We start from the raw sequence: 20,564 nt of genomic DNA on the forward strand, positions 1-20,564 counted from the left end.
GCAACTGTGAAACAGAACCAAGCTATGTAGGGGCTGTTTTTTTGAGATGATCAATAAAAGATGGAAGGACAACGATGTTGGAAGGATTTAATCGGTGGTTTTGTTGTCTTGTGATTCTGTTGCTTGCGGGGTGCGCTTCCTCTGTTGACTGTAATGTCGTGTCCTTTCATTCCCTTGAAGAACCGCATGGTGAACGCGTGAGGCTTGTGCACAAAGATCCGGCAAAAACTGGCGGTCCGGAATTCAAACATTATGCAGCACAAATAGCACCGGTTTTGGCCAAGGTAGGATATCGGCCCTTAACGAGCCCGGACACAGACCTGGTATTTGAGATCGGTTACGGTGTCGGGCCAGGGCCTGAGGAAATAACACGACTACCCAGATGTTCCATGCGGTATCATTTTCGCCCACATGAGCCAGGAGGCCCGCTTTACTATGGCATGCAATGCTTTGACACCGGTGTCGAGATCAGGGAAAAATTCGTCCATTTTCTGGAGCTGAAAGTGCGGCGTGCGGGCGAAGGGCAGCCGGTCGTCTATGAAGGTATGGTGCATGGACTGGATGCATCGGCCAACCTGTCAGTCATGATGCCTTATCTGATTGCGGCGCTGTTTGACGAGTTTCCGGGCGTTAGCGGAGAAGTCCGCAGTGTCACAATTGATCGCTCTGCGAGGCCCGACAAATAGCGGGCAGGGCAAGTAGCCTGCACTTCATTCAATAAGGAGAATAACGATGTCAAAATGGAGAATAGCTTTGCTGACATGCGCTTGCCTGTCATTGGCAGCGTGTGGAGATAATCAATCCAAGGGCTTTACTCTTCCAAAAGGCGATGTGGCTTCTGGCCAGGCAGTGTTCCAGGCCCGCCAGTGTACCGCTTGCCACACGGTGAAAGGGGTGGCGTTCGACCTTGGGGATGTTGAACCAGAGATGTCGCTGCAGCTGGGTGGCAAGATGAGAAAAGTCTATACCTATGGCCAGTTGGTAACATCCGTCATCAATCCGTCCCACAAATTGTCGAAGCGCTTTCCTGGCAAGGACGTCGATGACTTCGGAATCTCGAAGATGCGCAATTACAATGCAGTGCTGACAGTCAAAGAATTGACCGACCTTGTCGCATTTCTTGAGGCGCACTACGAGTTGGAACCCTACCAGCCGACCAGCTATGGTCATATGTAACACCACCTGTGTAGGCATGCAGCTCGGGGAAAAGGGCGACGTACCCTGCAGGTTGGGTGCGGTCAGGATAAGGTGTTGGAATGCATCAATCCAGTCATATCATGGCCAGTCATATCATGGCCAGTCATATCATGGTCAGGACCGCGGCGCCGTCAAAGCGGCCATGGCGCAGATCGTCCAGAGCTTGATTGGCCTCCCGGAGCTGATAAAGGTGTACGGAGGTCTTGACCGGCACCTTTGGCGCCTCAGCAAGAAAAGCCTCGCCGTCCTCGCGTGTCAGGTTGGCAACGGACCGTAGCGTTCGCTCTTGCCAGAGATACTCATAGGGAAAGGACGGTATATCGCTCATGTGGATACCTGCGCAAACCACTGTGCCGCCGGGCGCAACCCGCCTAAGCGCGATGGGTACCAGATCTCCAACAGGGGCAAACAGAATTGCGGCATCCAATGGATGGGGTGGCGTCTCATCACTGTTACCCGCCCATGTAGCACCCAGGGAACTGGCGAAGGCCTGTGCTTTTTTGTCTCCTGGTTTCGTGAATGCATAAATCTTTCGCGCCTGATGCCGCGCTATCTGCGTCATGATATGGGCGGCCGCTCCGAAACCATACAGTCCGATATGCTGTGCACTTCCTGTCATTCGGTATGCCCTGAAGCCAATCAGTCCCGCACACATTAACGGGGCAGCATTCACGTCGCTGAATGTATCCGGAACGGGAAAACAATAGTGGTGGTTAGCCACCATATAGTCGGCAAAGCCGCCATCCAGTGTATAGCCCGTGAAAGCCGCATTCTCACACAGATTTTCACGCCCAGATTGACAGTATGGACATTCGCCGCACGTGCGACCCAGCCAGGGCACACCGACACGGTCCCCGATGCTGAAACCGGTGACCCGCGGCCCCAACTCTGCGATAGTGCCGATCACTTCATGGCCCGGAATGAGGGGCAGTTTGGGGTGTTTAAGGTCTCCGTCAGCGACATGCAGATCAGTTCGGCAGACCGCGCATGCATGGACACGGATCAATATCTGACCCTCGGATGGCGCAGGCCGGGGCACAGAGCGAAGCTCAAGGGGTTTTCCAGGGCGGGGCAGCACCATTGCATTCATCGTCTCTGTCATTGCTATGCCTCCTGGGCTGGCACAATAGCATGCCGTGTAGTCGCATGAATTACCGCCCCAATGCCACCGTTCTGTCAATGCTGCCAGCGGATCAATGGTAGCTCGGCTGGTAGAAACGCGTGTTCATTGTGGGCGATGACGCGCGGCGTATAGGCCGATGGTGGCCGGTCGATCGGGATGGTCAGTTGGTAGATGTAGCCGTGTTCCGCGCCGGGCAGGTTGTCTGCGCGGGTCATGATTTTCCGGAATGGTGATGAGCCAGTTCCTGCGCCATCGGCATAAAGTTCGACCCGTATTTCGTCGGGTGAAATTTCCCCGAGGTAGACCTGGACCGAAAACGCGACGCCCCGCACGCACGGCTCGCTCTCTAAAGTGCCAAAATGAATCTGGTTCCAGTGGCGGACCAAAAAGTTCTTCCAATCTTCAAGCGTTTGGCCAAGCTTCCCGCCTTCCTTCTGGCGTGTATGATAGGCCGCGGCGGCTGGGCAGTAATAGCTGTTATAGTATTCCCGTACCATTCGATTGGCACTGAAATGTGGTGCAAGATTGGCCATGCTGGTGCGTACCCTTGCGACCCAGGCGTCAGGCAGGGCACCGTCCGGTCGTTCGTAAAATTCAGGAACGATCTCATTTTCCAGAACCTGATACAAAGCCTCGGCATCGGCTGTGTCTCGGGAGTTTTTCTCTGCCTCACTCAGGACACCAGACACTCCGTTCGTCCAGGCACCTGTCCCGATGGCCCAGCCGGATTTGCCGTTATGGGCTTCGGCCCACCAGCCATCGGGTACTGACAGGTTGAGCCCGCCATTCACCAGGGTCTTCATGCCACTGGTGCCACAGGCTTCCATGGGCGGGCGCGGGGTGTTGATCCAGACGTCCACGCCCGCGACCAAGTCCTGCGCCAGCCGGATATCATAGTCTTCAAGAAATACCGCCCGATGGCTGACATCCGGTTGTTGGGTGAAAGCAACCCATTCCGCTACCAATTGTTTGCCCTGTGGGTCGTTTGAGTGTGCCTTGCCTGCCACCACAATCTGCACCGGGCGATTGGGGTTGTTGAGCAAGCGCTTCAGTCGGGCATGGTCAGACAACAACAGCCCCGCGCGCTTATAGTCGGTGAAGCGCCTTGCAAAGCCGAGGGTCAAGACATTGGGATCGAATAGCGTGTCTGGGTCGACGTGCGACCTTGTCCCCGCATGGGTTTTCTGCTGGGCTTCCAACCGGCGTCTCAACTTGACGATCAGATCAGACCGTTGTTGGGCTCGAAAGGTCCACAGCACCTGATCTGAGAGATTTTCTATGCCAACTGGCAGTTCCTCTGTTGTACCGCACCAGCGGCTTTTGCCGCAGGCGCAAGTCCAAAGGTCGTCCGCCCATTTCGAGTCCCAGGAAGGGGTATGCACGCCGTTGGTTACGTGACTAACGGGGACTTCCTCAGTTGGCCATCGGGGGTAAAGCGGTGCAAATAATTGCTGGCTGACATGGGCGTGCCGTTGGCTGACGCCATTGATCATGGCTGATCCGCGGACCGCGAGCCATGTCATATTGAACGGTTCGGAGGTGTCTGATGGATTTAGCCGCCCAAGTGCCAGAACCAAGTCTGCTTCGATGTCATAGCGTTTGAGGATATCACGGATATAATTTGTTGGAAGCGGTACTTCGACAGGTGAGTAACGGTCAAACCCTGCACTTACGGGCGTGTGAGTGGTGAAGATGGTACCGGCGCGGGCTATCCAGAAAGCCGGCCAGAAGGAGCGTCCCGTACGCGCCATTATGGAAAGCGTTCGTGCCAACACCACCATTGCGGTATGACCTTCATTGAGGTGGCAGACATCAATGGGCAGGTTCAGCGTTTCGATCAGGCGCCAACCGCCAATGCCCAGAACAAGTTCCTGCAGGAATCGAGTTTCCGGATCGTTTGTGTATAGTTTCGCGGTGATGCCACGATCGGTCGCGCTATTGAGGAGGTCGTTGCTGTCGAGCAGATATAGTTTGACGCGGCCCACCGTGGCCTGCCAGACCCTTATCGACAGAAGGCGCCCCGGTAGCTCAAGCTGGATGCGGAGGTGATTGCCATTCGGCGACGGTACCGGTTCAATCGGCAGGTAGGCCGGCTCGCTATAGGGAAATGCTTCCGCCTGTTGGCCAGCAGCGTCAATAAACTGTCGGCAATAGCCTTCCTGATACAGGAGACCGATGCCGACTGCAGGAACGCCCAAATCGCTGGCCGCTTTCAGATAGTCGCCCGCAAGCATGCCAAGGCCGCCCGCATATAAGGGCAGCGCCTCGCTGAGGCCGAATTCCATACTGAAGTAGGCAATGCTCCGGGGTGTGCGAAGGTCTTTGGGTAAATTATCTGTCCACAGCTGGCGGTCGCGGTAGCGCTGGCGTTCCTGGATGAGAGCGTTCACATCCTGCAGGAGGGCCGGGTCGGAAAGACATGCTTCCAACCGGTCTGCAGGCAGTTGTTGCAGGAGGAAACGGGGATTTTCCGTCCGGTCCCATACGGCCTGATCCAATTGGCGCCAGACAGCGTCTCCAGCGTGGCTCCAGCTCCAGAACAAATCCAGGGACAGCTGTTCCAGTTTCTGCCGCATCAATGCATTTGGTGGCGATGCCATCAGAATCAGGAAACGTCTGCCTGAGAGGCTTTCACCTTGCGTGGCGCTGCCGCTCTTTTCGCCTTAGCTGCTTTGGTTTTTGGGCGTTTTTCTGGGCTGCTGCCAGGCGCGCGCGGCGGTGGATTGAAAAGTGCCTTCAGCTCAGATTCGGCCTGAAGCCAGTGATCAATATCATAGCCGTGCGGGCAACCTTCCTCTTCCCAGATCAGGTAGCTTCGCTTCGCAATTTGTTCGTACGGGGGTATTGTCATGGTGTCCTCCGGTGGGTCCTATCAGGGTAGACTTGGTTGACTGAGGGAGAGTGGCGCGGGCAAATTGGCGTTGCCGGGCCTTGGTGCTATTTCTCTATCCATTTTCCGGTGAACCATCGCCGTGTTGGCAGGTCGACGCGGCGCGGATAGTTTTCGGCCAATCATCCGCTGCTGCAGCCCATGGGGTGTTACCAGCGTGACGCCATCAGCAGTTCGGGTAAACCAGCGCTTGTCTTCTTCCGCATCTAGGCCCACGGCCATGTTTTCCGGGATGGTGCAGCCTTCGCTGACGACGGTTTTATGCAAAATGGTGCCTTCCCCGACGGTTGATCCTGGCAGCAGCACGCTTTTCTTGATGCAGCAGTGCGGTGCGATATGCACATCGGCAGATACGATGCTGTGATCAAGATTTGTGTCCTCAATGATCGCGCCTGGCGCCAGAACCACGTTTCGGATTTGGCCAAACTGACTGTTTGGCGACAGAATGATCCGAGCTGCAGGTCTTTGCTCCGGTGCGGTTCTGATTGGCCAAGAGGTGTCATAGAGATCAAGTGGTGGATGAACATCGGTTAGGTCGAGGCACGCGCGCCAATAGGCATCCAGTGTGCCCACATCCCGCCAGTAAGGAAGGGCTGCAGATACCCCGGCCCGACAACTGTTGGTAAACTGGTGCGCATAGAGCTTTGATCGTCCGACAAGACGGGGCAGCAGGTCATGGCCGAAATCGTGGCTGGACGCGCTATTGTGATGGTCTTCATACAGAAGTTCGGCGAGGAAATCTGCTTTGAACAGATAAATGCCCATGCTGGCGAGGCAGGTGTCAGGGGAACCTGGGATCGTTGCCGGAGCCTTGGGTTTTTCAATAAACGTCTTGACGCTATTGGTCGCGTCGATAGCGACAATGCCAAAATCCTGAGCCTTTCCAGTTGGGACGCCAACACAAGAGATCGTGGCGTCTGCGTCATTCTGGATATGCTCCGCCAACATGCGGCGATAGTCCTGTTTGTAGACATGGTCTCCTGCCAAGACCAGGATATGCTCTGGCGTATCGCCACCAAGGTGCCTGAGGCTCTGGAACACAGCATCTGCGGTGCCTTTGTACCATCCGTTGCCGTCGCCAGCTTGTTCTGCAGGCCACGGTTCAATGAATTCATCCAGATCACGATGAAGAAAACTCCAGCCCTTGTTCAGGTGGCGGAGCAGGCTCTGTGCGCGATATTGGGTTGCCACGCCGATGCGCCGGATACCGCTGTTGATGCAATTCGACAAGGGAAAATCGATCAGCCTATGGCTGCCGCCAAACGGGACTGCGGGTTTGGCCTGCATAGCCCCCAAATCATGAAGTCTGGCCCCTTTTCCGCCCGCCAGGATCACCGCGGTCGTCTTGCGTAGCGCATAATCCAGATCTGGATTGCGATCAGGCATAATATCCCCCTCAGGTATGGAAGAATTGAAAAGGAAGGATACCATCAATCCGTGTCGGAAAATTGACAGGGATCAACGTTTTGGTGTTGTTGTGCCAATTTTCTCCGGTACTGTCAGCTGCGCCTGATGCTCCTACCGCAGGGATGCGACGGTTGGCGATTGCACGAGTGGTGTGGAAATGGCAGCGATCAACTCACCGGATAGCGCGTGTGGCAGGTGTGTGGCGATATCACCAACGGATAGAATGCCGACGGTACGGTTATTTGTGTTCACCACCGGCATCCGCCGTATCTTGTTTCTTTCCATGACGAGCACTGCTTTGTCGATATGATCGCTTTCCGTGCAATAGACTACATGGCGTGTCATGACATCGCGGACCACCAGCTCCGTGGCCTCGTAGCCGGGAACAAACCCCCTGCAGGCGATATCGCGATCCGTGACCATGCCACATAGATGTTCTTGGTCTTCCACGAGAAGAGCTCCAATGTCATGGTCGCGCATTTTTTGGGCTGCGGTCGCGAGGCTGTCATCTGGACTGACGGCTATTTTCCGTTTCGACATAATTTCCTTAACCAACATGACCATCTTCCTTTTCGGTTCCAGCGGAATGGAAATCCAGGCCGCGTCCGACCGTGGCCCCAGTGTTTTAGAGGCCTGTCGGATATGTTTCATCCAGTTCGCCCTGATGCCACCTCATGGGGACATGCAGCGGCCTCACGGCATCAGTCTCGTCAAAATGCAGCAGAAGGTCGAACTGTTCCGGCAAACAACTGCTGAAATAGTGGCTCTGGCGCTCTGTTTCGGGCCGATAGATCACGCCGATTGCGCGCATCAGGCGCGGCTCAAGCAAATAGTCAATCGCTTCGTTGTTGCTTCTCATGTCCAGCAGGAAATTGGGGTGCGACACCCTGTGAAACAGATATTCATAGCTGTCCGGCAGAGGTGCGCGGACATTTTTGCGTTCCGCCGGGCGGTCCCAGTCAGACGCGGCCGTGACTTCCCCGGTGGAGGTTGAGAAGCCGATGAGCAGGGCATTGTTGCCATGGCTCTCGCGGACCAATTGGCCAATGTTGAATTCTCCCCGCCTGTGCATTTCAGTGGCGGCGGCGTTACCGATATGGGAATTGTGTGCCCACACGATAACCTTGGCTTCGCGCCCAAGTTGTTCACTCAGGTGGTGCACAAGGTCGCCCAGCGTTTCAGCCATATGTTGGTCGCGCAGGTTCCAGGAATTAGGACGCCCCCTGAACAGGGCGCGATAATAGATTTCGGCATTCCTGACCAGCTTGGCGTTCTGCTCGGCGCAGAAATACTCGTCCCCGTCGACGATTCCTTTTTGGGTCAGATACCGGAAAGCCTTGTGGCGCAGGTCAACCAGCTGGGCTGTGATGTCGTGCTCACACGCCTTGGTCAGCCCCATCTCGGCAGCGTAACCATACTGCTGCGGCTTATGGATGAACTGATCGAGACAGCTATATCGCTTCCGCGCCCGGTTGGCTGCTTGGGGGTCAACGCGTTCCAGATAGTCAAGGACTGCTTTGGCAGATGTGCTCATGCTATAGAGGTCGAGCCCATAAAAGCCGGTCGGGCGACCGGATTTCTTGCTGTTGAAGGTATGCAGCCAGGTAATGAAGCGTGAGACTTCGGTATTGGCCCACATCCATGTCGGGAACCGTTCGAAGGCGTCAAGCGCCGCGCGGGGGCATACTTCCGGACCCGCACCCGTAACATAGCGATTGATTGCATAGGCATCGGGCCAATCGGCTTCCACGGCTACGGCATCGAAGTCGTACTCTTCGATCAATCGAGCGGTGATGTCAGCGCGCACCCGATAGAATTGCTGTGTACCGTGGGTGGCTTCCCCGAGGAGGACGAGCTTCTTGTCTTTTGCAGCCCTCAGAAGGGAGGCATGGTCCGATGCCCCCAAGTCAAGGGGAGTGACACACTTTTCCAGCGCGTGGATAGCTGCCTGATCCTGGACGGACATGGCTTAGGCACTCCTTTTATGTTTCATACAGCGTTCAGCCATCGCAGCTTGTACTTCTTCGTCACTGACCTGGGAGAAATCCCCATACCAGTGGCCTACGCCCCAGAAAGGATCTGGCTTGAACGGACAAACGAGCCGATCCACCTGCCGTGCCAGTTGAGCACATGAATCAACGGCGCCGACCGGCACTGCAGCAATGATTTCCCGGGCATGCATTTTCTTGCAGGCTGCGACGGCTACCTGCATGGTGGCGCCGGTGGCCAACCCATCATCGACGAGGATCACGGTCCTGTTGTCCAGCTTGGGTGCGGGCCGGCCACCACGATACGACTCATTCCGGCGCGCCAGCTCGGCCTGTTCCTTCGTCAACACCTGGTCGAAGACTTCCTCGCTCAGGTGCAGTTGCCCGATAATATGCTCGTTGAGGACACAAAGTCCGCCGACCGAGATGGCTCCCATCGCCAGCTCTTCCTGGCCGGGTACACCCAGTTTGCGCACCAACATGATATCAAACGCCAGCCCCAGTGTGTCTGCAACCTCACGGGCGATGGGAACGCCGCCACGGGGCAGTGCAAGGATAAGGACATCCTGCCGGTCCGTGTAATCGACCAGTGCGGCGGCAAGAGCCCGCCCAGCCTCAGTGCGGTCACGATATTTCATGGCGCGTTCCCGAATGATGTTTGATCCAGTCTGCGGCAAGGTGGGCAACTTTATCGAGAGCCCCATGTTCCTCAAACAGGTGACCGGCACCGGGGACGACGTGAATGTCAGACCGATCGTTGAGCCTCGCGAGAGCCTGTTCATTGAGGTCAAGAACCTGCCGGTCATCACCCCCGACGATCAATAGCGTAGGCGCTTTGACATGGGGCAGATATTCTCCTGCCAGGTCCGGGCGTCCGCCACGGGACACAATAGACGTAACGTTGTCTGGGCTTTCCGCCGCGGCGATCAGGGCGGCGGCTGCCCCAGTGCTGGAGCCGAAAAAGGCACGCTCTAGATGTTTGGTTCGGTCATTGGTTTTCACCCAGTGCCCAATCTGCACAAGCCGGTCGGCTAACAGGGTAATATCGAACCGCAGCTTGAAGGTCATCTGGTCTTCTCGGCCTTCCTTTTCCGTCAGCAGGTCGGTAAGCAAGGTGGCGATATGCTGCTGATGGAAGATTTCGGCTACATACCAATTCCGGGGGCTGAAACGGCTGCTGCCGCTGCCGTGTGCGAATATCGCGATCTGCCTAGCCTCTCCCGGGATAGTCAGCCGCCCTTCAAGGGCGACTGTGGCAAGTGGAATGTCAATGCGCAGGTCGTGAATCTGATCCTGCAGTTGATCGTGAAGGGTAGGCATTGTGGTCCCCTTTTCGATTGGTTAGCATCCCCTCTTTCAGCGGCCCTGCGCGTCGGGGTTGCTGGCTTGGGTGTCGTCTTTTTCCTGCAGTTTTTTCAGCCGGGCTGGCAAGGTTTGTTCAGGCACGCCGATCAGGTTCTTTGCATATTCCCCGGATATTTTGGCGAGCGTCGCTTTATTCAGGCCTGCCTTCAGCATCGCCATGGTTTTAGGCAGGGCAATTAGGATGAGGCTGTCGATTTCCTTATGGGCAACAGCGTCGTTGAGTTCTTGCGCCACAGCATCCAGAAAGGCCTCGCTTTCCTGCTCTGGGAAATTAGCGTGGTCTTCGTAAGCATAGGCATGGTGAGATGCAGAGCCATGGCCGTGTCCTGGTCGATCAGCGGCCAGATCGCCCTGTTGCTTGCGGGCAGCAGGGTGTTCCAGTTCCAGATAACGCAGCATGGCGCCATTCAAATGGCCGCGCGTATAAATCTCCGCATGGGCACGGTCGGCAAGCAAAACCCATTCATGATTGACGATAGTTGACATGGCTTTCTCCAGCATTGGAAGCGATGCCCAACTGTACCAACCGAGCATCAATTGTACATTGATCTGCATCAATGCCACTGGAACGCCAGCGGTATTGCTTTAGCGCAACCGGCAATTGTGCTAGTGTCGTCAGCCTGAGAGGACACAATCTGACATGGGCAGAATATTAGTTGTCGATGATGATCCCCGTGTGCGCCAGATGCTGCAACGGTATTTGTCGGGGGAAGGATTTCAGACGGTGCTCGCTGCAGATTTGCGGCAGGCAGGACAGTCGCTGAAAGAGCAACCAGTCAGCCTTGTCATCCTTGATATTAATCTTGGGAGTGATGACGGCCTGGATTTTGCTCGTGAGGTACGTGCCGCCGACGGTGGCCTGCCGATCATTATCCTGTCAGGAAAGGACGATGTTGTGGACCGCATCGTTGGGCTGGAAGTTGGTGCCGACGATTATGTGACCAAACCATTCCACCTGCGCGAATTGCTGGCGCGTATCAAGACGGTTCTGCGGCGCAGCGCCACCCGCAGGGATGGCACCAGGCGGGATATGACCGCGAATGACAGTGCCATTCGGTTCGGAGCCTGGTATTTGCTGCGGGGCAGCCGACGACTGCTGCGGGAAGATGGGGCCGAGCATGTCCTGACCACTGGCGAGTTCAAGCTTCTGGACGCCCTGACCCGGCACCCCCAACGCGTGCTCAGTCGCGACAGACTTCTTGATATGGTCGCGGGACGCAACTGGACCCCGTTTGACCGTAGTATCGATACACAGATCCGCCGCCTGCGCAGCAAGGTTGAGGAAAATCCGGCGGCCCCCAGCCTGATCAAAACCGTGCGCGGCGAGGGCTATATGCTGGCTGTGCGGGTGGAAAATGGTGTGCAGGTGCCCGGTGTTCTTCAAGGCTGACGGCAGCTTGCTATCTGACATTGACTGAAATCAATAAGTAGTATCATGGAGCTTGCTATATAATCAGACGGGAATTGCACCTATTCCTGAACGAGGAGAAGGCCATCGTGAACGACGCCTCCGTACCGCACGAGAAGGACGCACAGGGGGGAAGCCGTCAGGTCGACTTGCAGGCAAAATGGCATGCCGTCGTAGAATCTCTGGTGCATGCTCTTATCGTGATCGATGACCGCGGCATAATCCAGGAAGTGAATCCTGCAACCCTTGAGCTTTTTGGGTATGACGAAGGCGAAATGGTTGGCCAGAATGTATCTATGTTGATGCCTGAGCCCTATCGCCACGAGCACGACAGCTATCTGGCACGCTATAAGAAGACGGGCGAGAAACGCATTATAGGCATTGGGCGCGAAGTTCTGGCCATGCGCAAAGACGGCAAGACATTCCCTGTACTTCTTTCGGTAGGGGAGGCGCTTGATGGCGGCCCCCGGTCTTTTTTTTTCGGGGTCATCTATGACCTGACGGAAGCCAAACAGAATGAAGAACGATTGGTTGACGCGCAGAAGACAGAGGCGGTCACCCAGCTGACAGCCGGCATCGCGCATGATTTCAACAATATGCTGACCGTGATTCAGGGCAATCTGGAGATGCTGGACGCCCATGTGGCAGACCGGGACGGTCGCGAGCTTCTGAGCGAAGTTCTGGGCGCCATCGAGGATGGTGGGCGTTTGGTCAAGCAACTTCTGGCCTTTAGCCGGAAGCAGACGCTTGATCCACGGGTAATTGACCTGAACCAACTGGTGGCCGGATTGCTGAAGTTGCTCAGGCGCACCATCAGCGAAAACATCGAGATACGGGACATATTGGGGGCAGGTATGACCCCGGTGGAAGTGGACCCTCAGCAGCTTGAAAATGCGATACTGAACCTGGTGATCAATGCCCGGGACGCTATGCCGGGCGGCGGTCGGATCAGCATCGAAACAGATATGGTGGACGCGGATAACGTCATGCCAGGAGCGGACATTCACCCAAGCACAGACCGCTATGCCCGTATCACCATCCGCGACAGCGGCCCCGGCATCCCCGAAGACATCATGTCGCGCATTTTCGAACCATTTTTTTCGACGAAGGCGCCGGGCAAGGGGTCAGGGCTCGGGCTCAGCATGGCGCAGGGCTTTACCCGCCAGTCTGGCGGTGACCTCCTTCTGGAAACTATCCCGGGTCAGGGGACAACCCTGTCCATCTTGCTGCCCGGTTTGACCAGTGTCCAGCCCACCAGTCGGCGCCCACAGTTTGAGACCGATCCAAATGCACCCGTCCGGGGTGGTAAAGAGACCATTCTGCTGGTGGAAGATGATGCCCGGGTGCGCCGGGCCAACACGCGCCGGCTTGTAGCGTTGGGATATCGCGTCCTTGAAGCGGCCGATGGACCAACTGCGCTGGACATACTGCTGAAGCATGACAATGTGGAGGTGCTGTTTTCGGATATCATTATGCCCGGTGGCATGCTGGGCAACGAGCTTGCCGAAAAGGCACGCCTTATGCGCCCCAAGCTCAAGATTTTGCTGACGACCGGCTATGCGGAAGATGCGGTGTCAGGGCGCGGCTCGCCCTTTGACCTGCTCAGCAAGCCCTTCAGAGGCAAACAACTTGCTGCGAAGGTGCGAACACTCCTGGACAATTGACGCAGGGCACTGCCGCCGCAGTGACCGCCAGCCCTTGGGGTAAAAAACACCCCCCGGTCATTTCTGGACAGAGGGTGAGGCTCAGGGAGGTAGGGACGCCGTATGAGAGCGGTGCTTAGGGGGCGGGCGCACAGTCCAATATAGTCAGTTCACAAAGACAGTTTCGGCCATATATTCCAGAGAACGGAGGTCGTAGATAGTGACCTCGCGGCCGGGCTTGGCCTGAATAATACCCTGGCGTTTGAATTTGCTGAGTACTCGGCAGACTGTTTCCTGGGTCAGGCCCAGATAGTCAGCGATGTCGATCCGTGACATCGGCAGGCTGAGGGTGCGGCTTTCGCAACTGTTTTTGGACATGTTCGCATGCCAGGTCACAAGGAAGGAGGCGACCCGCTCCGCAGGATGTTTGCGGCCGAGAGAAATGATATGATCCATCTGGTGCGCTGAGGCCTGGTGGACCACTTGCATCATTTGCCGCGCCAATGCGGGCGACCGGGTGATGGCCGCTTCCAGTTGCAGAATGGGATAACAGAGAACAGTCACATCGGTAACGGCCTCGGCGCAGTACTGCGCCTCCTCTTCAAAGGGCTCACCGACCAAGTCACCCGCACCCAGGAAGCCGATGATCTGGCGACGCCCATCCATCAGGATCTTGCTTGTCTTTATGGTGCCTTCCGTAATTTCGTAAATCGACGTCTGCGGATCACCATCATGAAACAGAACACTGTTTCGAAGTAGCCGACGTTGTGTAGAGGTGAGAAAAGAGGACAGTCTGGTGCCACCCTCTTTCAGCATACCGGTTCTAGAGACGGAATGTGGAATCCTTGGATCAGTGGAATCAGAAATCTGGCGCGTCATGACAGTCTCCGGCGAAAGTTTGGAACCTATGAAGGGTACAGTCGCACGGGAAGGTAACCGTGGCACGCGATGTATGTGACACTGTGTGACAAATGGTGACAAATATCGCTAAAGCGGCAGCTCTTTTCAGGGGTGGTATGGTGGGGTGTTCCCGTCTTTGGGTACTGGCGCCACTAGGTCGATAGTGGCCAGGGAGGGCATTAGCGCCACAATATCCTTGAGGGAGATTACACCGGCAATCTTGCCTTCGGCGTCTTTGACCGGCAAACATCGGACGTTGTTGATTTGCATGAGGCGTGCAACATCGACGATATCCTCAATCGGGCTGCACCAGATGGCGTGACGGGTCATCAAATCTTCGGGCGTCAGATCAAAAACATTGGGCCCCAAAACCATCCCGCGCCTTACGAGGTCGCCTGCAGTGAGAACGCCAACCAACACGCCGCGGCAATCACAAACCGGCAGCAAGCCGATTGCGTGTTGTCTTAGCGCTCTGGCGGTATGCGGAATGGGCGCATCGGTCGAAATAGAGACGGGGGCAATATCAATGATATCCTTTACTTGCATGACGCTCATCTCCTATTGCTACCAAACCCGAGGCGCTGTCAGTCCTTTTTGACCGAGATCTTGCGTTCCTGTTTTTTGGTGGCTTTGGATTTCGGGATCAGAATTCGCAGCACGCCCTGTTGCAGGGTGGCTTCGATTTTGGCCTCATCGGGTTCTATCGGCAGGTCTAATTCCCTGTAGAAAGCGCCGCTATCACACTCCTGATGCAGAATCTCAGCGTCGGAGTCATGCAGGATCTCCTCACGGTGACCACGCAGGATCAGGCGCTGCCCGGACAGCGTGATGTCGATGTCATCGAGCGCCATGCCAGGGACGTCTGCGCAAATATCCAGGTGGGAGTCTGTCAGCATTGCGTCGATCGGGATGGGGTGTTTACCATTGACGCTGCCGCGCCATGGCATGGTGACCCGAACCTTGGGCGCGTAATCGTGAAAGAGCCGGTCAACTTCTTCATGTAGACGGTGCAGTGGCGTGAGAATGGCCCGTTGAGCAAATGCTTCCGCATTGTCGCGGGACGTTTTTATCAGGTCATCCATAAAATCCTCCTGTTGGGGCGAGGTGAAGCCGAAAATAGTGTCTGTATGATTTCAATATGAATGAACCGTGTGCCGCCGCATTGATTGCAGTCAACAACAGTGAACCGCAATGACTTACTGCACCATGTCTTCCATAAGGGCCGTTTTCTGCAGTGCGCGCTCCGTGGCGGCGACAGTTTCGAAAATATCGAAAAAGACGTCGCTTGTGACGCTCATGGAATCGATCCCGATCTCCACCAGGAATTCAGCGAAATCGGGATAGTCCGATGGTGCCTGGCCACATATGCCGATGGGTACGCCACTCAGGTGGGCACCTTCGACAGCCATCGTGATTGCCCTCTTGACGGCCGGATCACGCTCGTCAAAGGTTTCAGCCAAAAGAGCCGAGTCCCGGTCGATCCCCAGCGTGAGTTGGGTCAGGTCGTTCGAACCGATTGAAAAGCCGTCGAACCGTTCGGCAAACTCTGCGACCGACAGCACATTGCTTGGGATTTCGCACATGATATAGACCTCGAGGCCATCTATGTCGCGCTTGAGGCCATGGGTGGACATGGCCGATAGAACAGCATCCGCTTCACCAAGGGTGCGGCAGAAAGGGATCATGAGGCGGATATTATCGAACCCCATTTCGCTGCGCGCCCGCCTGACCGCAGCGCATTCAAGCGCGAAAGCCTTGGCATAGGCGGCGTGGATATATCGTGCCGCACCGCGGAAACCGATCATCGGGTTATCCTCTGCCTGTTCGTAGGTTGCTCCACCAAGTAACGCGGCATATTCGTTTGATTTGAAATCAGACAGCCGCACGATCACGGGGCGTGGGTGGAAGGCGGCCGCGATCTTGGCGATACCCTCCGTCAGCATCTGAACGAAGAAGTCTGCGCCGCTTGTGAACGGTAATATGCGGTCCTTTATCTGTTGTTTGAGGTGCGTGTCGCTCAGCGTGTCCAGTTCTAACAGGGCCATGGGATGAACACCGATGGCGTGGGTGATGATAAATTCAATTCTCGCCAACCCGACACCGTCGCTTGGCAATATACCCATCTGGAATGCCTGTTCCGGATCGGCGGCATTGAGCATGATTTTGGTGTGGGGCCGGGGCGTCTCGCCGATGTCTTTCCGCTCGGTCTTGAAGGCGACGACACCTTCAAGCACGCGGCCGGTTTCGCCAGCCGAGCAATCAACCGTTATGATGTCCCCATCCCTGATCGTTGCGGTGCCATTTTCTGTCCCGACGATGGCCGGGATACCAAGTTCCCGTGCAACAATGGCGCTGTGGCAGGTGCGACCGCCATGGTCAGTTACGATGGCGGCAGCCTGCTTCATGATGGGTTCCCAATCCGGGCTGGTGGTTTCCGCCAGCAGGATATCGCCGGGCTGGAAGGCCCCAAGATGGTTCTTGTCTGTCACATGACGTGCGGTGCCTGTGGCGATCTTCTTGCCGATGGCGCGACCAGATGCCAAAGTGGTGGCCTTGCCGGTCAGTCGGTAGCGGATGATTATGGCGGGATCAACCAGCGCCTGAACCGTCTCAGGCCGTGCCTGCAGGATATATAGGCGACCGTCGCCAGCGTCCTTGGCCCACTCGATGTCCATGGGCGTTGCGTGGCCATAGTGGTCGCTATAGTGCCGTTCGATTTGTACGGCGGTCTCGGCAAGCGCGATAATCTCGTCATCCTGCAGACAGAAGCGAAGCTGCAGGCTGTCTGGTACAGGAACCGTCCGTGTGTCCATGGTTGCGTCGGTACCCGTAACCACTTTCTGGTGCTTGCGGCCCAGTTTATGCTGGAATACGGCTTTATATCCGGCTGCAAGGCGGCCTTTATGGACATAATATTCATCAGGCTCGACAAGCCCCTGGACGATGGCTTCACCACAGCCGTAGGCCGCGCTGACAAGCACGCAGTTACGGAATCCCGTTTCCGGGTCCAGCGTGAACATCACGCCGGAACAGGCTTCGTCTGAGGCGACCATACGCTGCACACCAACCGACAGCGAGACCGTCATATGGTCGATCTTATGATCGATGCGGTAAGAAAGCGCCCGGTCGGTATAAAGGGAGGCATAGCAGCGCTTAACGGCATCCAGCAGGCTTTCAACCCCGGTGACCGACAGAAAGCTGTCATGCTGTCCGGCGAAGGAAAGCCCCGGCAGGTCTTCCGCCGTTGCGCTTGACCGCACAGCAACAGCGCATGCTTCGCCTTTGTCATTTGCCAAAGCCCTATAGGAATTCGAGATGGCGACAACCAGATCGTCCGGAAGGGCTGCTTCAAGAACCAGATTTCTGATGGCCTGGCCTATTTCAGCAAAGGTGTCCAGGTCCTGTTTTTTTAGCTGTTTGATCAATCCAGAGATCTGGGGCACTAGCCGGTTTTGGCTGAGGAAGTGTTTGAACCCTGCGGTGGTAATGGCAAACCCGTCCGGCACCGAAATGCCGGTTTCTGGCAGGCTTCGGGCAAGCTCACCCAAGGACGCGTTTTTGCCGCCAACGAGCGGGAGATCTTTGAGGGACAGGCGGTCGAAGGGCAACGTGAAACGGGTCATGGTGGGCTCCGATGTGTTTGGATGGCTGACATGGCCCTGTATCTTAGGTGAAGAGCCATGCTCTACCATTGACAGGGATCAATATTCAAATCTGGAGGGGGATGCGCCCCAGGCCAATGGCACCTGGAATTTAGAATAGAAAATATACGGTACCCGCGATCCACTTAGCATCCAAGCCAGAGTTTCCTCCTGCCGGTCAGCGTCGTGGGTCGCGGGCCCGTTCACGATAGATCATCACGTTCCTGATCCGACAGTCCAATCGGTGCCTTGACAGACACTTTCATGAAGAGTTTTTCAGGCCTCGCTCCTCACCGTGTCCAGCCACGATAAGCTGACCTTGGAGCAGTTTCATTGATTTTAATCAATGGATGATTTTTTCATCAGGCAGATGGCCTTCTGCAATCTTTTGACAGTCTGCTGTCGCCGATTGGCCCCGCTTGTCCCTCTGGAGCCTCTCTTTTTGACTGATCAATTTGCCCAAAACTGATCAGGATCAATGTGGGCTCCGATGTCGGGGCATAAAGTCTGCCATTGTCCACCGATTAAGAGGAGACCGTTATGGCCACAAGTAAGAACCTGACCCCGAGCGGAAATGGCGGTCGTCGCCTTTCCTTTTGGAACAATGATCCTTTTGAATCTCTTCATGACGATATGGATCGGCTTTTCAGCCGCTATCTGACCCCGTCTCTCCTGCATCGTCCGTCAGCTTTGCTGGGCAGTGACATGTCGGCCCAGAATTACGCACAGATGGACGTGCGCGAAAGCGATGAAGCGATTGATATCAAGGTTGATGTGCCTGGCATGGATGTCGATGACATCAACGTGACCTTGACCGACAAGACGCTCTTGACGATCCGGGGCGAGCGGAAGACAGAATCTGAAGAGAAGCTGAAAGACTTTTACCGTGTCGAACGCGCGTACGGCAGCTTCCTGCGCCGTATCGACCTGCCGGCGGAAGTGGACGAAAACAAGATCGATGCCTCTGTCAAACGCGGCGTCCTGAGCCTGCATTTGCCCAAGACGGCGCAGGCCAAAGCGCATGAGAAGAAAATCAAGATCAAAGCTTCATGAGCCTATTGCTCGACCTCCCTGAGCAGACTTGGTGGCGCTTTCGAGCGCCGCCTTTCTTTATTATATGACATTATCTGGCCAGGTGTTTTGCGATTTGCCCAAAGATCAGGGGCACGTTCAAACCATCAAGTTCCTAACCAAGTAAATGGCTTCAATCCGGGGGCAAGGTCAAGCAAAACCAAGTCGCTTTATGAGGGGCAGAAAGGCGACAATAGCCGGAGCAGCAGATCAGACCTAGTTGACGGGTATCACCTATATAGAGACGCCTGAGAGCTTAAGTTGCCGGCTGGTTGATGCTGGCCCACAATCTCGAAGTCAGCATAAACCTGCGTGGGCATTGCCATGACAACACCGTCGCTGAGAGCTTCTTCCAGCTCCTCAATTGAGAGCGAATCAGGCGGCTGAAATCCTAGGACCGCACAAAGCCTAGACGAGACATTTTTGATTGTGTCGAGATTTCTACAGCCCAAAATACAAGTATGTCAGCAGCAAAATGTGAAAGGCCCATGGGTCCATAACACGCTTCATATGTGGCGCGTAACTTTTCCCAGTCCACTGCTTACCAACTCGCAGGCAGCCTCAACAATTTTTCCGTCCAAGCGTATATCTGCATCCTTTTCCAACTCAGAAATGACCTTGCTACGACTTAACGGTACTCGATAGGTCCTTTTGCTAACCATCGCATGAATACTGTCGGCTACTGCAACAACCCTAACAGCCTCGGAAAGGAATTCGGCCTTCAAGCCTTGCGGATATCCAGACCCATCCATTCGCTCATGATGGTTGCGGGAAATGTCTGCAATCGTCTGGCTAAACCCTAGCCCCTCTAGTATCGACCATCCATGCTCTACATGTGTTTGTATAAGGCCATACTCTGCCGGTAAAAGCGCACTTGGCTTAGAAAGCAGTTGGGAAGGAATGGCATTTTTCCCAATATCATGGAGCAGAGCACCAAGATAGATTTCTTGAACATATGACTTTTCGAATCCTAGTCGTTCGCCAATCGCCTTGGAAATATCCGCTGTTCCTCTTAAATGATATGCCGTGTATGGATCCCGCATGTTTAGCAGAGAAACGAATGACCAAGCTATCTGTTCAGTTTTATACATCACGGTTCCAATTTTCATGGTTTGGCCAGCTTGATACCTTGATCACCTGCTGATCTGACCAACTAGCCAAAATTCAGTATCACGCTATTGAACGACTGATCGATGCATCATGCGCCTCTTTAGTTGGATGGCGAAAAAACTGCTCCAGAGCAGACCATGTCGACCCCTGACCCGTCTCAATCTCGATTCCAGACGAAACTATCTCGAATATGGTTCCATGCATGGTGAACACGAAATGGTGGAGCAAACTTGGGCAGTCATATTGATGGATTTCACTGTCCGCTAATCTGCGGCGAATAATCTTAATTAGTTCCGATTTTTCAACCTCATAATGGCTAAACGGCTTTAGACCCAACTGCGAGAGCCTATGTTTGGAAACTGTGTCATCCTCATAAATTTCAGACGAAAAATGCATGACGTGCCGAAAGCGGAGTAAAGCATATTTTTGTCGCTCTAATGCGTCCGTCGGATTTGCCGCAAACCGTTCAGACCAGCCTGTTTCATCTGTATGAGCATAATACGAAAAGAGCAGATCATTTCCGATGGTTGCATAGACGGGAGCCTGAAACGTGCGATTTGACGCTGGCACCCTTGATAGGGGTTTAAGTGTCTCGCTGGTTCCGAATCGAATAGTCATTTCTGCTCCAGAATATAACTTAAGAGAGATATTTCACGACCAACAATAGATTCATTTTCAGCAAGCCACAAGTAATCATCCAATGGCCATCGCCTTGTTCCTGGCGTGAATTGCCACAGCAATTGAACTTCCTATCTAATGGAGAAGAAATGCAGTAGTATTCATTCGATGATGTGGTGAAGGCAGAGTTTCGTATCAAGTAG

The 20,564-nt window shown here is 55.1% G+C and carries 20 protein-coding genes; 5 read left to right on the forward strand and 15 right to left on the reverse strand.

The features are described 5' to 3' along the window. Nucleotides 1–389: 389 nt before the first annotated feature. Nucleotides 390–686: a hypothetical protein gene (locus tag KORM41_RS11545; protein WP_068147875.1), complete on the forward strand. Its 297-nt coding sequence runs from the start codon at nucleotides 390–392 to the stop codon at nucleotides 684–686. Nucleotides 687–732: 46 nt separating this feature from the next. Then, nucleotides 733–1,176 (forward strand): c-type cytochrome, encoded by a 444-nt coding sequence (locus tag KORM41_RS11550; protein ID WP_082719878.1) that lies wholly within the window; start codon nucleotides 733–735, stop codon nucleotides 1,174–1,176. 124 nt (nucleotides 1,177–1,300) lie between these two features. Here the strand turns inward: KORM41_RS11550 and KORM41_RS11555 are convergent, their stop codons facing one another. The 9 genes from KORM41_RS11555 to KORM41_RS11595 form a co-directional block, all read right to left on the reverse strand. Then, nucleotides 1,301–2,287, reverse strand: a complete 987-nt coding sequence (locus KORM41_RS11555; protein WP_068147974.1) for a zinc-dependent alcohol dehydrogenase family protein — start codon at nucleotides 2,285–2,287, stop codon at nucleotides 1,301–1,303. Between the two features lie 86 nt (nucleotides 2,288–2,373). Next, nucleotides 2,374–4,920, reverse strand: a complete 2,547-nt coding sequence (gene glgP / locus KORM41_RS11560) for an alpha-glucan family phosphorylase (RefSeq protein ID WP_068147877.1) — start codon at nucleotides 4,918–4,920, stop codon at nucleotides 2,374–2,376. Between the two features lie 5 nt (nucleotides 4,921–4,925). Beyond that, nucleotides 4,926–5,171: a DUF2934 domain-containing protein gene (locus tag KORM41_RS11565; RefSeq protein WP_068147881.1), complete on the reverse strand. Its 246-nt coding sequence runs from the start codon at nucleotides 5,169–5,171 to the stop codon at nucleotides 4,926–4,928. Nucleotides 5,172–5,192: 21 nt separating this feature from the next. Then, a complete protein-coding gene (gene glgC / locus KORM41_RS11570) occupies nucleotides 5,193–6,596 on the reverse strand; it encodes a glucose-1-phosphate adenylyltransferase (RefSeq protein ID WP_082719879.1) in 1,404 nt (467 codons plus the stop codon). A 132-nt stretch (nucleotides 6,597–6,728) separates the two neighbouring features. Further along, the gene (locus KORM41_RS11575; RefSeq protein ID WP_068147886.1) at nucleotides 6,729–7,268 is read right to left on the reverse strand and encodes a CBS domain-containing protein; all 540 of its coding nucleotides are present in this window, start codon (nucleotides 7,266–7,268) and stop codon (nucleotides 6,729–6,731) included. Continuing rightward, entirely contained in the window at nucleotides 7,243–8,583 is a 1,341-nt protein-coding gene (locus KORM41_RS11580) for an erythromycin esterase family protein (protein WP_068147889.1), read from the reverse strand. The genes KORM41_RS11575 and KORM41_RS11580 overlap by 26 nt, the downstream gene beginning before the upstream one ends. A gap of 3 nt (nucleotides 8,584–8,586) precedes the next feature. Continuing rightward, entirely contained in the window at nucleotides 8,587–9,243 is a 657-nt protein-coding gene (locus KORM41_RS11585; protein ID WP_068147892.1) for a phosphoribosyltransferase, read from the reverse strand. Then, on the reverse strand, nucleotides 9,230–9,925 hold the full coding sequence (locus KORM41_RS11590; RefSeq protein WP_068147895.1) for a dienelactone hydrolase family protein: 696 nt from the start codon (nucleotides 9,923–9,925) through the stop codon (nucleotides 9,230–9,232). Before KORM41_RS11590 ends, KORM41_RS11585 begins: the two co-directional genes overlap by 14 nt. A 36-nt stretch (nucleotides 9,926–9,961) precedes the next feature. Then, nucleotides 9,962–10,471 (reverse strand): host attachment protein, encoded by a 510-nt coding sequence (locus tag KORM41_RS11595; RefSeq protein ID WP_068147899.1) that lies wholly within the window; start codon nucleotides 10,469–10,471, stop codon nucleotides 9,962–9,964. A gap of 139 nt (nucleotides 10,472–10,610) precedes the next feature. Between KORM41_RS11595 and KORM41_RS11600 the strand changes: the two genes are divergently transcribed. Both KORM41_RS11600 and KORM41_RS11605 read left to right on the forward strand, forming a co-directional pair. Continuing rightward, the gene (locus KORM41_RS11600) at nucleotides 10,611–11,360 is read left to right on the forward strand and encodes a response regulator (protein WP_068147903.1); all 750 of its coding nucleotides are present in this window, start codon (nucleotides 10,611–10,613) and stop codon (nucleotides 11,358–11,360) included. 107 nt (nucleotides 11,361–11,467) lie between these two features. Then, nucleotides 11,468–13,042, forward strand: coding sequence for a PAS domain S-box protein (locus KORM41_RS11605; RefSeq protein WP_156431958.1), 1,575 nt, complete (start codon nucleotides 11,468–11,470; stop codon nucleotides 13,040–13,042). A gap of 144 nt (nucleotides 13,043–13,186) precedes the next feature. Here KORM41_RS11605 and KORM41_RS11610 read toward each other — a convergent pair whose 3' ends face one another. From KORM41_RS11610 to ppsA, 4 genes are all read right to left on the reverse strand, one after another. Next, nucleotides 13,187–13,900 carry a Crp/Fnr family transcriptional regulator gene (locus tag KORM41_RS11610; protein ID WP_082719881.1) on the reverse strand — a complete coding sequence of 238 codons (714 nt, stop codon included), beginning with the start codon at nucleotides 13,898–13,900 and terminating at the stop codon, nucleotides 13,187–13,189. Nucleotides 13,901–14,026: 126 nt separating this feature from the next. Then, the gene (locus tag KORM41_RS11615) at nucleotides 14,027–14,467 is read right to left on the reverse strand and encodes a CBS domain-containing protein (protein WP_068147912.1); all 441 of its coding nucleotides are present in this window, start codon (nucleotides 14,465–14,467) and stop codon (nucleotides 14,027–14,029) included. A 38-nt stretch (nucleotides 14,468–14,505) separates the two neighbouring features. Next, nucleotides 14,506–15,003 (reverse strand): Hsp20/alpha crystallin family protein, encoded by a 498-nt coding sequence (locus tag KORM41_RS11620; protein WP_068147917.1) that lies wholly within the window; start codon nucleotides 15,001–15,003, stop codon nucleotides 14,506–14,508. Between the two features lie 114 nt (nucleotides 15,004–15,117). After that, nucleotides 15,118–17,544, reverse strand: a complete 2,427-nt coding sequence (gene ppsA, locus KORM41_RS11625; RefSeq protein ID WP_068147919.1) for a phosphoenolpyruvate synthase — start codon at nucleotides 17,542–17,544, stop codon at nucleotides 15,118–15,120. Nucleotides 17,545–18,102: 558 nt separating this feature from the next. Here ppsA and KORM41_RS11630 point away from each other — a divergent pair. Further along, nucleotides 18,103–18,615: an Hsp20/alpha crystallin family protein gene (locus KORM41_RS11630; RefSeq protein WP_068147922.1), complete on the forward strand. Its 513-nt coding sequence runs from the start codon at nucleotides 18,103–18,105 to the stop codon at nucleotides 18,613–18,615. 524 nt (nucleotides 18,616–19,139) lie between these two features. Here KORM41_RS11630 and KORM41_RS11635 read toward each other — a convergent pair. Further along, nucleotides 19,140–19,742 (reverse strand): HD-GYP domain-containing protein, encoded by a 603-nt coding sequence (locus KORM41_RS11635; protein ID WP_082719884.1) that lies wholly within the window; start codon nucleotides 19,740–19,742, stop codon nucleotides 19,140–19,142. A 61-nt stretch (nucleotides 19,743–19,803) separates the two neighbouring features. After that, the gene (locus KORM41_RS11640) at nucleotides 19,804–20,361 is read right to left on the reverse strand and encodes a hypothetical protein (protein ID WP_068147928.1); all 558 of its coding nucleotides are present in this window, start codon (nucleotides 20,359–20,361) and stop codon (nucleotides 19,804–19,806) included. Nucleotides 20,362–20,564: the final 203 nt, after the last annotated feature.

The organism is Kordiimonas lipolytica, from assembly GCF_001550065.1.

What these genes read in the sequence shown, in the direction of transcription:
- KORM41_RS11545 (WP_068147875.1), top strand. Translation starts at nt 390, where the DNA reads ATGCGGTATCATTTTCGCCCACATGAGCCAGGAGGCCCGCTTTACTAT.
- KORM41_RS11550 (WP_082719878.1), top strand. Translation starts at nt 733, where the DNA reads ATGTCAAAATGGAGAATAGCTTTGCTGACATGCGCTTGCCTGTCATTG.
- KORM41_RS11555 (WP_068147974.1), bottom strand. Translation starts at nt 2,287, where the DNA reads ATGAATGCAATGGTGCTGCCCCGCCCTGGAAAACCCCTTGAGCTTCGC.
- glgP (WP_068147877.1), bottom strand. Translation starts at nt 4,920, where the DNA reads ATGGCATCGCCACCAAATGCATTGATGCGGCAGAAACTGGAACAGCTG.
- KORM41_RS11565 (WP_068147881.1), bottom strand. Translation starts at nt 5,171, where the DNA reads ATGACAATACCCCCGTACGAACAAATTGCGAAGCGAAGCTACCTGATC.
- glgC (WP_082719879.1), bottom strand. Translation starts at nt 6,596, where the DNA reads ATGCCTGATCGCAATCCAGATCTGGATTATGCGCTACGCAAGACGACC.
- KORM41_RS11575 (WP_068147886.1), bottom strand. Translation starts at nt 7,268, where the DNA reads ATGAAACATATCCGACAGGCCTCTAAAACACTGGGGCCACGGTCGGAC.
- KORM41_RS11580 (WP_068147889.1), bottom strand. Translation starts at nt 8,583, where the DNA reads ATGTCCGTCCAGGATCAGGCAGCTATCCACGCGCTGGAAAAGTGTGTC.
- KORM41_RS11585 (WP_068147892.1), bottom strand. Translation starts at nt 9,243, where the DNA reads ATGAAATATCGTGACCGCACTGAGGCTGGGCGGGCTCTTGCCGCCGCA.
- KORM41_RS11590 (WP_068147895.1), bottom strand. Translation starts at nt 9,925, where the DNA reads ATGCCTACCCTTCACGATCAACTGCAGGATCAGATTCACGACCTGCGC.
- KORM41_RS11595 (WP_068147899.1), bottom strand. Translation starts at nt 10,471, where the DNA reads ATGCTGGAGAAAGCCATGTCAACTATCGTCAATCATGAATGGGTTTTG.
- KORM41_RS11600 (WP_068147903.1), top strand. Translation starts at nt 10,611, where the DNA reads ATGGGCAGAATATTAGTTGTCGATGATGATCCCCGTGTGCGCCAGATG.
- KORM41_RS11610 (WP_082719881.1), bottom strand. Translation starts at nt 13,900, where the DNA reads ATGACGCGCCAGATTTCTGATTCCACTGATCCAAGGATTCCACATTCC.
- KORM41_RS11615 (WP_068147912.1), bottom strand. Translation starts at nt 14,467, where the DNA reads ATGCAAGTAAAGGATATCATTGATATTGCCCCCGTCTCTATTTCGACC.
- KORM41_RS11620 (WP_068147917.1), bottom strand. Translation starts at nt 15,003, where the DNA reads ATGGATGACCTGATAAAAACGTCCCGCGACAATGCGGAAGCATTTGCT.
- ppsA (WP_068147919.1), bottom strand. Translation starts at nt 17,544, where the DNA reads ATGACCCGTTTCACGTTGCCCTTCGACCGCCTGTCCCTCAAAGATCTC.
- KORM41_RS11630 (WP_068147922.1), top strand. Translation starts at nt 18,103, where the DNA reads ATGGCCACAAGTAAGAACCTGACCCCGAGCGGAAATGGCGGTCGTCGC.
- KORM41_RS11635 (WP_082719884.1), bottom strand. Translation starts at nt 19,742, where the DNA reads ATGAAAATTGGAACCGTGATGTATAAAACTGAACAGATAGCTTGGTCA.
- KORM41_RS11640 (WP_068147928.1), bottom strand. Translation starts at nt 20,361, where the DNA reads ATGACTATTCGATTCGGAACCAGCGAGACACTTAAACCCCTATCAAGG.